Origin of the sequence: Actibacterium sp. 188UL27-1, assembly GCF_016901225.1 — a bacterium.
Lineage (GTDB): Bacteria > Pseudomonadota > Alphaproteobacteria > Rhodobacterales > Rhodobacteraceae > 188UL27-1.
Window position 1 is genome coordinate 273,937 of the sequence record NZ_JAFEUL010000001.1, and the last position, 12,439, is coordinate 286,375.

Consider the following 12,439-nt stretch of genomic DNA (forward strand, 5'->3'; position numbering starts at 1 on the left):
GGCACGATGCCGCCCTTGCTGGCAGATGCCGAACGGTTGGCCTCAACGGTGGTCTTGGGGGCCCATGGCCGTCGCCGCTCTGGTATGGGCGACGAGTTTTGGCAATACCGCCCCATGGCCCACGGGGATGAGGCGCGGATGATCGACTGGCGCCGGTCGGCCAAGTCGGACGTGCACTTCATAAAGGAAAAGGAATGGCAGGCGGCCCAAAGCGTGCTCATTTGGGTCGATGACAGCCAATCCATGGCCTTTACCGGTGATAAGAACCGCGCCACCAAATCTGACCGGGCCCGTCTGTTGGCTTTGGCCATGTCGGTTTTGCTGGTCCGGGGCGGCGAACGTGTCGGTCTGTCCACCATCGGTCAGGCCCCCCGTAGCGGCCCGGTGCAACTTGTGCGGATCGCCGAGGCGCTGACCTCGGACCGCGACAGCGGCGACTACGGTGTGCCGCAAACGACCGGACTGCCGTTCCAGTCCCGCGCGATCTTTATCTCCGATTTCATGGGCGACATGGCCCCGGTCGAGGCTGCGATGGCCAAGGCAGCGGATCGCGGCGTGCGCGGCGCGATGTTGCAAGTGCTCGACCCGATGGAAGAGAGCTTCCCCTTTGACGGCCGCACCATATTCGAAAGCATGGGTGGCAGTCTGCGACACGAGACACTGAAAGCGGGTGATCTGAAAACCCGCTATCTCGACCGGCTGGCCGAACGGAAAGGGAGACTCACCGCTCTTACGCAACAGGCCGCGTGGCAGTTCGACACGCACCACACCGATGGCTCGGCCCAGGCGGCGCTCTTGTGGCTCTATCGCGCGACGGAGCGGATGCACTGATGTTCATGCTTGGCCCCATCGGCTTTACCGCCCCGCTGCTACTTTTGGCGCTGATCGCCTTGCCGATCCTATGGCTGATCCTGCGGGCCATTCCGCCTGCACCGATCCGCCGCCGCTTTCCCGGCGTGGCACTATTGCTCGGCCTGACCGACGACGAAAGCCAGACCGACCGCACGCCTTGGTGGCTGCTGTTGCTGCGGATGCTGGCGGCGGCGCTGATCATCCTGGGATTTGCCGGGCCGGTTCTGAACCCCCAGGTCGAACGCGACGGGACGGGGCCGCTTTTGATTGTCATGGACGGCACCTGGGCCGATGCCCGCGACTGGCCCCGCCGACTGGACCGGGTCGAAGGCCTGCTGGACGAGGCGAGCCGAGCCGGGCGCACCGTCGCCGTGATCCGACTGACGGACCTGCCCGCCGGTGATCTGCCGTTTCAAGCCGCCGAATCCTGGTCATCGCGCCTCAACAATCTTACGCCCTACCCGTGGGAGCCCGACACCGACACCGTGACCGCCTGGGCCGAAGCGCTGGACGGGAATTTTGAGACATTCTGGATGTCAGATGGCCTGAACCGCGATCACCGCGATCCGGTCCTGTCTGCTTTGGAGGCCCGGGGTACCGTGACCGTGTTCGAAAGTCCGCGCCCGGTTTTGGCCCTGCGACCCGCCCGGTTTGAGGATGGCGTGGTCAAATTGACCGCCATCCGTGCCGTCCCCGGGGTCGAACGTGCCGTTACGGTCACTGCCCGCGGACTGGATCCGTCCGGCGTTGAACGCGCGCTGGCCACCGCCGAGATGACATTCGAAGCCGACGCGACAGAGGCGGAACTGGACCTGTCCCTTCCCCCCGAATTGCGCAACCGCGTCACCCGGTTTGAACTGACCGGCATCCGCTCTGCCGGGGCCGTCACCCTCACCGATGACGCCTTGAAACGGCGGGAGGTTGCAATGATCGCGGGCACCAGCGACCGCGAAGGGCTAGAATTGCTTTCCCCCCTCCATTACTTGCGCCAAGCGCTGGTTCCCACGGCCGATATCATCGACGGCACATTGGGCGACGTCCTGTTGGCCAATCCCGATGCCATCATCTTTGCCGATGTCGCCAATGTGACAGAGACCGAGCAGGACGCCCTTCTGGACTGGCTGGATCAAGGGGGGTTGCTGCTGAGGTTTGCCGGGCCGCGCCTCGCAGCCTCCGATGTCAGCCGCCGTGAAGAGGATCCGCTGATGCCCATCCGCCTGCGCGAAGGCGGGCGCACCGTCGGTGGCGCCATGAGTTGGGGGGAACCCAAGGCGCTCCAACCCTTCGCCGAGGACTCGCCCTTCTACGGCCTCGGCATCCCCGAAGAGGTGGCCGTCACCGCACAGGTCATGGCCCAGCCGGGCCCGGAACTCAGCGAACGTGTCATTGCCGCCCTGGTCGATGGCACGCCATTGGTCACGCGCAAGCGGATCGGGGACGGTCAGGTCATCCTGTTCCATGTCACCGCCAATGCGGAATGGTCGTCCCTGCCGCTGTCGGGGCTTTACGTCTCGATGCTTGAACGTATGGCGATCTCAACCCGTCCCTCCAACCCCACCGCCGAAGAGTTGCAGGGCACCACCTGGACGCCCCAAGAAGTGCTAGACGGGTTCGGCACCGCCCGCGATGCCGGCACCCTGCCGGGCGTGGCGGGTGAGGATCTGGCCGGGGGACAACTTGGCCCCGACCTTGCGCCAGGTCTTTATGCAGGCGAAGATCGCAGTATCGCCGTCAATGTCGCCCGCGATGATACCACTCTGTCGCCCACGTCCTGGCCTGCCCGCATCGTGGTGGAAGGGCTGGCCCTGGCCCGAGAAACGGTGCTGAAAGGATATGCCTTGACCTTCGCCCTGATGCTCCTGGCCGTCGATATGATCGCCTCGCTGTTCCTGTCCGGTAGGCTCCGCGGCCCGCGGGGTGGGATCGCTGCCGTATTGGCGCTGTTCCTTTTGATGCCGCAAGGGGCCGATGCGCAGGACCAGGACGATGCGCTCGCCCTTTCCGCCACAAGCGAGGTCGTTTTGGCACATGTCGTCACGGGCGATGGCCGGTTGGATGATCTGGCCTTTGCCGGGCTCACGGGCCTGTCCGAGACGCTGCGCCGCAGGACCTCCATTGAACCGGCAGAGCCTTTGGCGGTGAACCTCGAAACCGACGAGCTTGCCTTTTTCCCCTTCCTCTACTGGCCCATCAGTGAGGCGCAGCCGATACCTTCCAGTGACGCCTATGCCAAGCTCAACCGTTACCTGCGTTCTGGTGGCATGATCCTGTTCGACACCCGCGATGCCAATGTCGGACGCTTCGGCAGCGGTACGCCGGAAGGACGCAAGCTGCAACAACTGGCCCGTCCGCTGGATGTGCCTGCGCTGGAACCCATCCCCTCCGATCACGTCCTGACCCGCACGTTCTACCTTTTGCAGGATTTCCCGGGCCGCTATGCCAGCCGCGATGTCTGGGTCGAAGCGGCCCCCGCCGATGCCGAACAGGTCGAGGGGATGCCCTTTCGCAACCTCAATGACGGTGTGACACCCGTAGTGATCGGCGGCAATGACTGGGCCTCGGCCTGGGCCGTCGACCGCACCGGGGGGGCGATGTTCCCCGTGGGCCGTGGCTATGCCGGGGAGCGCCAGCGCGAAATCGCGAACCGCTTCGGCGTCAACCTGATCATGCATGTTCTGACCGGCAACTATAAGTCGGACCAGGTTCATGTCCCCGCCCTTTTGGATAGGCTTGGCCAATGAACGCAGTCATCTACGACCCGCTCCTGCCGTGGCCGGTGATCATCGCCGCGGCCATCCTCGCTACTGTGTTCGTCGGCTTTTCCCTCTGGCGCGGTCTGAAGGGCTGGTGGCTGCGGGGGCTCGCCGCCGCTGTCCTGTTGCTGGCCGTTGCCAACCCGTCGCTCCAGCAGGAAGAGCGGACACCGCTTTCCGACATCGTGCTGATGGTCGTCGATGAAAGCGCGAGCCAGCGCATCGCCGACCGCCGGGATCAAACGGCGGAGGCCGTGGCCCAGATCACCGCCGATGTGGAGGCGATGCCCAACACCGAATTGCGCACCGTCACCGTCCGCGATGGGGAGGATAACACCGGCACCCTCGCCATGACCGCCCTGGCCGATCTGATGGCAGAGGAGCCGCGCGCCCGCATTGCAGGCGCCATCCTTGTGTCAGACGGACAGGTCCATGACATCGACCGTCTGCCAGATCTGCCCGCACCCCTGCATCTGCTGATGACCGGCAAGGACACCGATTGGGATCGTCGTCTCATCATCAAGAACGCTCCCGCATTTGCCATCATCGACGAAGAAATCACCTTAACCCTGCGGGTAGAGGATAGCGGTGCGATCCCTGCCAGCGCAGGCGATACCGCCGCCTTGACCATCGCCGTCGACGGGGAGGAAGGCCAGACCTACCAGGTGCCCGTGGGCGAAGATCTCGAACTGCCCGTCACGCTGTCCCATGGCGGCATGAACGTGATCCAGTTCAATGTGGACGTTGACGATACGGAACTGACCGAACGCAATAATGCCGCGGTTGTTCAGATCAACGGCGTGCGCGACCGCCTGCGCGTCTTGCTGGTCAGCGGGGAGCCGCATCCCGGCGAACGCACATGGCGCAACCTGCTGAAATCCGACAGCTCCGTCGATCTGGTGCATTTCACCATCCTGCGCCCACCCGAAAAGCAAGACGGCGTGCCGGTGAGCGAGTTGAGCCTCATTGCTTTTCCGACGCGGGAGTTGTTCCTGGAAAAGGTGGATGAATTCGATCTGATCATCTTTGATCGCTATAAAAAGCGTGGGATCCTGCCGCGAAGCTATCTGGAAAACGTCCGCAATTATGTGGAATCTGGTGGTGCGGTCTTGATCGCTGCCGGGCCGGATTACGCCACCGCCGACAGCATATATCAGTCGGACCTGGGGAATATCGTGCCGGGTGATCCCACGGGCCGTGTCATCGAAGAGGGGTTCGTCCCGCAGATCACGGATGTCGGCAATCGCCACCCCGTAACAGCTGGTCTTGATGAACTGTCACCCCCACCTGAGGAGGGGGACGGCCCGGGTTGGGGTCGCTGGTTCCGCTTGGTCGAGGTGGATGAGACGGGTGGCAATACCGTGATGTCCGCCATCGATGGGCGGCCGCTGCTGCAGCTTGACCGGGTTGGTGAAGGGCGTGTGGCCCTCATGGCGTCCGACCATGCCTGGCTCTGGAACCGTGGGTTCGAAGGGGGCGGGCCGCAACTGGAACTCCTGCGTCGCCTCGCCCATTGGATGATGAAGGAGCCCGAGCTTGAGGAAGAGGCGCTGACCGCCACTGCCGAAGGTCAGACCATGACCATCACCCGCCGTACCCTGGGCGAAGATCCCGGCGATGTCGAACTGACCGCCCCTGACGGCACAGTGACCGTCGTGCCGCTGGAAGAGGTGTCGCCCGGGCGCTTCACCGCCACGTTCGAAGGGCTTGAGATCGGCCTTTATCGTCTGTCCAACGGCGAAGAGGAGGCCGTTGTGGCCCTGGGCCCCTCCGCACCCAAAGAGTTCGAACAGACCATTGCCAGCGATGCCGTGTTGGAAGAGGCTATCGATGCGCGCCGCGGCGGCGCACCGCGGCTCGAAGATGGCACACCGGGCATCCGACAGGTCCGCGAGGGCCGCGTCGCCGCAGGCCGCAACTGGATCGGGATCACCCCGCGTCAAGCCTACCTGACCGCCGATGTCACCGTCATCCCGCTGGTCCAGGCCTGGCTTTTTTTGCTGATCGCCGCGATGCTGACGGTCGGCGCCTGGCTGATCGAAGGTCGCCGTTAAACCAAATGCCGGGGCAGGGGCACCGCCCCCATAGTAACGGCGCATGGAATGGGGCAGCCCAAAGCTTGCCCCTTGCCATGTGCGACGCACCGGCCTCTATTGCATCGAACTGATGCCAAATACATTGCCTTCGGTATCCTGACACAGGGACACCCAACCAAACTCCCCGATTGAGAATTTCGGCCGCAGGACAGTTCCGCCTGCCGTCTCCACCCGCGCCTGCTCAACCGCGCAATCCTCGGCCGAGAAATAAACGACCGTGCCGCCAATCCCCGGCTTGGCATGGGCCGATTTCGACAAGGCACCACCGGCACCATAGGCGCTCATATCCGCCGGAAAGCTCATCATCTGGGTTTCTCCGGTCGGATCGCCGATGGGGGCCAGCGTGCAGTTCAGCACTGCCTCGTAAAAGGCGACGGCCCGGTCCAACTCGTCGACATAGATATCAAACCATCCGATTGCGTTCATCTTGGTCATGTCCAACTCCTGCATGTGATAGGGTATGCAGATGAACTAACAAGCGAGAGGCGGTCGGTATTGTAGATATCAGACATCGAACTTTCGCGCATATTGACCGGGCGTATACCCTGTCGCCTTGCGAAGCGAATGGATGAAATGCGACTGATCCGCATACAACACCGATGGCTCACCCTCCAATGACTGTTGGAGGCGGAGCACCTTCAGGAAGTCATGGGGCGCAAACCCGGTCGTCCGTTGCAGAACCCGCTGCAACTGGCGGGGCGACAGGGCACAGACTGCCGCCATGTCGGCCACGGCATGGATCTCGTCGATATGTTGAAAGATCTTCTCGGTCACCGGGTTCGCGATGATCTGCCCGGTCCTCAGAAGCTCTTCGACAAACTGGGACAGCGCCGCAGACTGCCCCTCAAAATCCTGGGCGATCAGGGTTTTATTAAGCGCCAGCAATGGCAGATCCCCACCATAGGGATCCTTGATGATACCGTGGCAGATCTGATCACGATTCCCCTGCCAGACGCCCGGCAGGAACCGGACATTGACGAAGTGAAACATCTTGCCAAGGTTCAATTCTTCGGATGAGGCGCGCAATCGCGTCACCCCCGCGATCTCCGGGTGCCGCTGGTCAAAGACGATATAGGTGCACGCATCGGGTAATGCATGAAATCGGTAATCATCCACAAGCGGGGCTGGGGTGCGCAATTCCAAAAACCGATGCACGACGCCCCGCAAATGGTCGGGCGGTTCGGCTTCGTTAAACATGACGGTCGGCGCTGCCTTGTCTTTGCCGTTGCCCTTGGGATCGTACATCTTGCCTGCGCCTGCTCTATCCGCCAATTCGGTCAAGATGTCATCGTAACGGCACGGTTGAAAATGACCATCCGCAGCATCTGCTGACATCGCCCTTGACCACTCGGGGTTGGTTAAATGACTTGATTTACCTGCCATCTATGGCGTCAGACGGGATGCGATACAGCATTTTTGCTTCTGTTCAGCCCGGCCCAGGCCGATATTCCCAGACCTGATACGCTTCAGGATACATCAGGTCATCTTTTGGATGCGGTCCGGGCCACGGGCGCGCCTAATGCTGTCATGAAAGATGACAGCGTTGTGGCCGACCCCGCCACCGCGGACGGGCTGGTGTACCACCAGAACAACCTGCATCGCACCTTGCAAGGGGCCACCGATGATGCAGAGCGGCAGGACGTGCTCGACTCCTTCATCTCGGTCCTTTCCGGTAAAATGGGCGACCTCAACGAACTAGCGCCCGAACATGTCATGCCGGTCTCTGTTTCCTCACGCTGGACGGGTATTACGAGAATGCCGTGATGCTGCACAGCGCCTTGTGGGAGCGGATCGAGGCGCAGATTGGCCCCGTCGCGGTCAGTGTACTGGCCTGCGATCTTGTCGTGGTGGTGCTGCGGGACACCGCAGATCTTATCGCCGTCATGACGGACATTCGGGATCAGGTGTTGGCCGAAAGCGCCTATGTAAGGTCCGAACGACGGTTCACATGCCAAGACGGCGCCTGGTCCCAACTCGCCCCGTGACAGGCCCGTGACAGGCATACGCGGGCAAACGGCCCGCGCCACGCTTGGTTCGTCAGACGCTTTAGCTTTGGGGGAGTGTGTAGGCCACGGGTGTGCTGGTCCAACCATCAGGCAGGGTGCGCGCCTCGATCATCACCTCGGTCAGGCCATCGGGGATGGCTATACCGCTCAGGCTGCGGGTAAACGGCTGCTCGTTCACATGGGGGTGGGCCAGAACACGCGTGCCCAGCACCGTGCCGTCTGGTGCCATCACGCGCCACCCATCCGCATAGTCGTCCCAACCTGTATCGCCGTGGCTCAGTGTCACGGAAAAGGACCAGTCCGATCCCGACCTCTGGGCCTCGACCTTTTCGATCACGGCTGGATCCGCCGCCAGCGGCCCGGCAAGGGCAAGCACCGCGAGGGTGGCAACAAAACGTGTCATGGCAAACTCCTTGTCTTTCGGTTGACCTAGCATCGTCTGGTCGGTTCCATTGATCACCGTTTCGTGGGCATATGCTCGCCCAGCAGGATCGCGCGGGGGATCGAGGCGAATTCCCGGCTCCACAGCAACCAGATCGTGACCGCCGTGCCTACCAGCAAGGGCACCGGCCCGACCAGCCAGGCAAGCGACGCCAACGCAAAATAGATCGATCGCAAGCCGCGGTTGAAATTCAGCGCCGCACGGATGTTCAACTCTGCCGCCTGTGCCGCGCGCGGCTGCGCTGTCGGATCGTTGGCCTCGTTAGGCACTGCTGACATCACGACGGCGCAATAGCCGAACAACCGGTTCGACCAGACGAATTTCAAAAATGCATTGGTTAGGCACAGCCCCACCAATCCCAGTTTCAATTGCCAGATCAGCGCCGGAAACTCCCCCTCCGCCAGTTCCATCGCCACGCCTTGCAGCGGCGCGGTGTTCCCGGCCAGCGCCAATAGCCCGCCCAGCCCGATCAGGCTGCTGGATGCGAAAAAGGCCGTGCCCTGGCGCAGGCTGGCCAAGATTTGCGCGTCAAAGATCCGTGGTTCACGCGTGACGAAAGCTTTCATCCAGTCGCGCCGATAGTCCGACATCAGCGCCGTGACCGAGGGGCGCTGCTCCGCCGGATGCTCGATCCGCCAGCCGATCAGGTTCCAGGTCAGGATGAACAAGGCCACCGCCGTGGCATCGAACATGGTCAAAAGGCTCAAACGATCTGCTAATGTCATGGCGCGACAATAACGGCGCGGCCAAGACTTGCCAGATGGCAAAATTGGTTATATTAAATTACCAATTCACCGTGAAGGGAGATGTTGATGGAAATGCCGGTGCCCGACCCGACCGTGGTCGCCAAGAAATCGCAGATCGTCTCCCTTTTGAAAAAGGTTCTGCCGGCCGATGCCGTGATCGCGGATGAGGCCGAGACGCGGGCCTATGAATGCGACGCGCTGACCGCCTATCGCTGCCCGCCCTTGGCCGTGGTCCTGCCCGCCAGCACCGAAGAGGTCGCAGAGGTCCTGAAAATCTGCCACCGGGAAGGGGTGCCGGTGGTGCCGCGCGGGTCTGGCACCTCGCTGGCCGGGGGTGCACTGCCAACCGCTGACAGCGTGATACTCGGTGTCGCGCGCATGAATGACGTGCTGGAAACCGATTACGACAACCGCTTCATCCGCGTGCAGACCGGTCGCACCAACCTCAGCGTGACCGGCGCGGTGGAGGAGGACGGGTTCTTTTACGCCCCCGACCCGTCCAGCCAGTTGGCCTGCGCGATTGCGGGCAACATCGCCATGAATTCCGGCGGGGCCCATTGCCTGAAATATGGCGTCACCACCAACAACCTGATGGGCGTCAAACTGGTCCTGATGGATGGCACCATCACCGAAATTGGCGGCGCCCACCTGGATGCGCCGGGCTATGATCTGCTGGGCCTGATCTGCGGGAGCGAAGGCCAACTTGGTGTCGTGACGGAGGCGACGCTCCGTATCCTGCCCAAGCCCGAAGGCGCGCGACCTGTTCTGATGGGCTTTGACGACAGCGAAGTGGCGGGCGCCTGCGTCGCCGACATCATCAAGGCCGGTGTCCTGCCCGTTGCCATCGAATTCATGGACAAGCTCTGCATCCAGACATCGGAAAACTTTGCCCAGGCAGGGTATCCCGACTGCGAGGCGCTGTTGATCGTGGAGGTCGAGGGGTCGGAGGCCGAGATTGACGAACAGCTCGGCGTCATCCTCCAGATCGCGCGCAAGCACGATCCGGTCGAGCTGCGCGAAAGCACCTCGCCCGAGGAAAGCGCCAAGATCTGGCTGGGCCGCAAATCCGCGTTCGGCGCGATCGGCCAGATTGCCGATTACATGTGCCTTGATGGCACGATCCCTGTCTCAAGCCTGCCCCATGTGCTGCGCCGCATTGGTGAATTGTCCACGGAATACGGGCTGCAGGTCGGCAATGTCTTCCATGCAGGCGACGGCAATATGCACCCGTTGATCCTGTTTGACGCGAACAAGCCCGGCGATCTGGAAAAATGCGAGGCCCTCGGCGCCGATATCCTGCGGCTTTGTGTCGAGGTTGGCGGCTGCCTGACAGGCGAACACGGCGTCGGCATCGAAAAACGTGACCTGATGCATGACCAGTTTGACCCTGTGGATATGGAGCTTCAGATGCGGGTCAAGGACGTGTTCGACCCGGCCTGGCTGCTGAACCCGGCCAAGGTCTTTCCGCTCGCCACAACGGCCCCGCGCCGCGACGGCAACGCCCGGGCCGCCTGATCCAAACCAGAATTGACGGAGGCGCCCGTGCTGGCACCGGAAACAGAGGCCGAACTGGCCGCCATTGTCACGGCTGCAACCGGTCCCTTGCGCGTGGTGGGGGGCGGCACACAGCCCATCGGCGCCCCTGTGACGGGGGAACTTCTGTCGACCGCCCAACTGACAGGCATCTCGCTCTATGAATCCGGCGCGCTGACCATCGTTGCCCAGGCGGGCACGCCGCTGGAGGATATCACCGCCGCGCTGGACGGCGAAAACCAGCGCCTGCCGTTCGAGCCGATGGATTATCGCCCCCTTCTGGGCACTGGCACCACGCCCGCCCCCGGGGGCACCGGCCAGCCCACCATCGGCGGCACGGTCGCCGCCAATGCATCTGGCCCCCGCCGCATCCAGGCGGGCGCCTGCCGCGACAGCCTCATCGGCGTGCGCTTTGTGGATGGCAGCGGCGACATCATCAAAAATGGTGGCCGCGTCATGAAAAACGTCACCGGCTATGACCTAGTCAAACTGATGGCAGGCAGCCGCGGCACATTGGGGATCCTGACAGAGGTGGCGTTCAAGGTGCTCCCCGGGATCGCCGCCTCGGCCACGCTCCGCGCCACGGGCCTTAAGGATGCCCAAGCCATTGCCCTTTTGTCCAAGGCTTTGGGCTCCCCGTTCGAAGTGTCCGGCGCGGCCCATGACGCCACCGGCCCGGACCCCGTCACCCTGATCCGGTTGGAAGGGTTCGACGCCTCTGTCGCCTACCGCACCGAACAGCTGACCAAGCTGCTCTCCCCCCTGGCCGATATCACCGTCGACACGGGTCTCACCAGGGTCGCCTATACCTGGCGATCCATTCGCGATGCGGTTCCCCTGGCCGATCGTGATGGCGATGTCTGGCGCATCTCCGTCAAACCCAGCGACGGGCCGCAGGTCGCGGTGCGCCTGGGCCCCGTGCCGCGGCTTTACGATTGGGGCGGCGGCCTGGTTTCGGTTCTGGTGGCGCCCGGCAGCGATGTCCGCACCAAGCTGCAAGGTCTTTCCGGCCACGCGACCCTGATCCGCGCCTCGGACGCGACCCGTGCCGTCATTCCGCCGTTCCACCCGGAGCCTGCGGCCATCGCCCAGCTTTCCCAAGGGCTGCGCCAGCAATTCGACCCGCGCCAGATCCTCAATCCCGGCCTCATGGCATGACCGATTCCTACGACCTTGTCGCGCTGGCAATTCCGGCCACGATCCAGGACCTGGTCCAACGGTTCTGGTCCCGGTTTTCAGACGATGCCGACCGCTTTGACACGGCCATTTCAACCGGCAAGCCCGCGGATGCGATCCCAAACATGGAAACGCTCGCCGATATCTCTTCGGATCTGATGTGGGAATTTGGCCCCTCCGACCGCGGCCATGCCTTGATCGTCACCGCCGAATGGCGCGATGACCTGCGCCCCCTGGCCCGCGCCGTTGTGGCCACCGCACCGATCCTTGACCCGGCAGAGGCGGTCCCGCCTTGCATCGACGACCTGAAAGGCCAGCGCCCGGTCCAGCCGCGCGCCCAGCTCGATTCCGACGGGGCGTGGGCGATGCTCCAGCCCGAGGGGTTTGACGAACGTCATCCGCGCGCCGATCTCATCGCCTGTGCGACGCAAGACACCGTCCTTGCGCAGGACATGCTGGTGCATGGGCGCTTTGCCTCCGTCACCCATAGCCGCCACGGCGGATGGTTTTTGGGTCTGCGCCTGCCCAATGCCGGGCCCGGGCCTCTGGCTGTGGAAGATCGCAACAAGATCGAGGATATGATCCAAACCGCCCGCGCTGGTGCCGATCTTGGCGTGGTTGTGGGCAGCGGAACCGGCGAACACGCCGCCCATATCGATGTCGCCATGACCGATGTGGGGCAGGGGCTGGCCCTTCTTTTGCCGCAACACGGGGCCCTTCCGCGCGCAGACGATATCGAGGTTCTCTTTCTTGATAACGGTCTCAATGACCTGCGCATGACACTGACTGAGGCCGCACGGCTCGGTCAGGTCCATTGACCCAGGTGAGATAAGGA

At 63.1% G+C, this 12,439-nt stretch carries 12 protein-coding genes; 8 read left to right on the forward strand and 4 right to left on the reverse strand.

The window, feature by feature from the left end; genetic code table 11:
* Positions 1–6: 6 nt before the first annotated feature.
* From IU397_RS01515 to IU397_RS01525, 3 genes are read left to right on the forward strand one after another with little or no spacing between them, the layout of a single operon-like run.
* Complete coding sequence (locus IU397_RS01515) at positions 7–831, forward strand: DUF58 domain-containing protein (RefSeq protein ID WP_204410570.1); 825 nt, start codon at positions 7–9, stop codon at positions 829–831.
* Positions 831–3,593 (forward strand): DUF4159 domain-containing protein, encoded by a 2,763-nt coding sequence (locus tag IU397_RS01520; RefSeq protein WP_204409894.1) that lies wholly within the window; start codon positions 831–833, stop codon positions 3,591–3,593. Before IU397_RS01515 ends, IU397_RS01520 begins: the two co-directional genes overlap by 1 nt.
* Positions 3,590–5,659, forward strand: coding sequence for a hypothetical protein (locus IU397_RS01525; protein WP_204409896.1), 2,070 nt, complete (start codon positions 3,590–3,592; stop codon positions 5,657–5,659). The genes IU397_RS01520 and IU397_RS01525 overlap by 4 nt, the downstream gene beginning before the upstream one ends.
* A 96-nt stretch (positions 5,660–5,755) precedes the next feature.
* Here IU397_RS01525 and IU397_RS01530 read toward each other — a convergent pair whose 3' ends face one another.
* Complete coding sequence (locus tag IU397_RS01530) at positions 5,756–6,136, reverse strand: VOC family protein (RefSeq protein ID WP_204409898.1); 381 nt, start codon at positions 6,134–6,136, stop codon at positions 5,756–5,758.
* Positions 6,137–6,205: 69 nt separating this feature from the next.
* On the reverse strand, positions 6,206–7,036 hold the full coding sequence (locus IU397_RS01535; protein WP_239479525.1) for an AraC family transcriptional regulator: 831 nt from the start codon (positions 7,034–7,036) through the stop codon (positions 6,206–6,208).
* Positions 7,037–7,228: 192 nt separating this feature from the next.
* Between IU397_RS01535 and IU397_RS01540 the strand changes: the two genes are divergently transcribed.
* Together IU397_RS01540 and IU397_RS01545 are read left to right on the forward strand one after the other, a co-directional pair.
* The gene (locus IU397_RS01540; RefSeq protein ID WP_204409900.1) at positions 7,229–7,465 is read left to right on the forward strand and encodes a hypothetical protein; all 237 of its coding nucleotides are present in this window, start codon (positions 7,229–7,231) and stop codon (positions 7,463–7,465) included.
* Positions 7,462–7,686, forward strand: coding sequence for a hypothetical protein (locus IU397_RS01545; protein ID WP_204409902.1), 225 nt, complete (start codon positions 7,462–7,464; stop codon positions 7,684–7,686). The genes IU397_RS01540 and IU397_RS01545 overlap by 4 nt, the downstream gene beginning before the upstream one ends.
* Before the next feature lie 61 nt (positions 7,687–7,747).
* Here the strand turns inward: IU397_RS01545 and IU397_RS01550 are convergent, their stop codons facing one another.
* Together IU397_RS01550 and IU397_RS01555 are read right to left on the reverse strand one after the other, a co-directional pair.
* Positions 7,748–8,110, reverse strand: coding sequence for a hypothetical protein (locus IU397_RS01550; RefSeq protein WP_204409904.1), 363 nt, complete (start codon positions 8,108–8,110; stop codon positions 7,748–7,750).
* Positions 8,111–8,163: 53 nt separating this feature from the next.
* Entirely contained in the window at positions 8,164–8,874 is a 711-nt protein-coding gene (locus tag IU397_RS01555; RefSeq protein WP_204409906.1) for a DUF599 domain-containing protein, read from the reverse strand.
* An 87-nt stretch (positions 8,875–8,961) separates the two neighbouring features.
* Between IU397_RS01555 and IU397_RS01560 the strand changes: the two genes are divergently transcribed.
* Genes IU397_RS01560 through IU397_RS01570 form a run of 3 tightly spaced genes read left to right on the forward strand, consistent with a single transcriptional unit; the run spans position 8,962 to position 12,422 of the window.
* The gene (locus IU397_RS01560; RefSeq protein WP_204409909.1) at positions 8,962–10,410 is read left to right on the forward strand and encodes an FAD-linked oxidase C-terminal domain-containing protein; all 1,449 of its coding nucleotides are present in this window, start codon (positions 8,962–8,964) and stop codon (positions 10,408–10,410) included.
* Between the two features lie 30 nt (positions 10,411–10,440).
* Complete coding sequence (locus tag IU397_RS01565) at positions 10,441–11,586, forward strand: FAD-binding protein (protein WP_204410575.1); 1,146 nt, start codon at positions 10,441–10,443, stop codon at positions 11,584–11,586.
* Positions 11,583–12,422 carry a hypothetical protein gene (locus IU397_RS01570; protein ID WP_204409911.1) on the forward strand — a complete coding sequence of 280 codons (840 nt, stop codon included), beginning with the start codon at positions 11,583–11,585 and terminating at the stop codon, positions 12,420–12,422. Before IU397_RS01565 ends, IU397_RS01570 begins: the two co-directional genes overlap by 4 nt.
* The last annotated feature ends 17 nt before the right edge of the window (positions 12,423–12,439 follow it).

What these genes read in the sequence shown, in the direction of transcription:
- IU397_RS01515 (WP_204410570.1), top strand. Translation starts at nt 7, where the DNA reads ATGCCGCCCTTGCTGGCAGATGCCGAACGGTTGGCCTCAACGGTGGTC.
- IU397_RS01520 (WP_204409894.1), top strand. Translation starts at nt 831, where the DNA reads ATGTTCATGCTTGGCCCCATCGGCTTTACCGCCCCGCTGCTACTTTTG.
- IU397_RS01525 (WP_204409896.1), top strand. Translation starts at nt 3,590, where the DNA reads ATGAACGCAGTCATCTACGACCCGCTCCTGCCGTGGCCGGTGATCATC.
- IU397_RS01530 (WP_204409898.1), bottom strand. Translation starts at nt 6,136, where the DNA reads ATGACCAAGATGAACGCAATCGGATGGTTTGATATCTATGTCGACGAG.
- IU397_RS01535 (WP_239479525.1), bottom strand. Translation starts at nt 7,036, where the DNA reads ATGTCAGCAGATGCTGCGGATGGTCATTTTCAACCGTGCCGTTACGAT.
- IU397_RS01540 (WP_204409900.1), top strand. Translation starts at nt 7,229, where the DNA reads ATGAAAGATGACAGCGTTGTGGCCGACCCCGCCACCGCGGACGGGCTG.
- IU397_RS01550 (WP_204409904.1), bottom strand. Translation starts at nt 8,110, where the DNA reads ATGACACGTTTTGTTGCCACCCTCGCGGTGCTTGCCCTTGCCGGGCCG.
- IU397_RS01555 (WP_204409906.1), bottom strand. Translation starts at nt 8,874, where the DNA reads ATGACATTAGCAGATCGTTTGAGCCTTTTGACCATGTTCGATGCCACG.
- IU397_RS01560 (WP_204409909.1), top strand. Translation starts at nt 8,962, where the DNA reads ATGGAAATGCCGGTGCCCGACCCGACCGTGGTCGCCAAGAAATCGCAG.
- IU397_RS01570 (WP_204409911.1), top strand. Translation starts at nt 11,583, where the DNA reads ATGACCGATTCCTACGACCTTGTCGCGCTGGCAATTCCGGCCACGATC.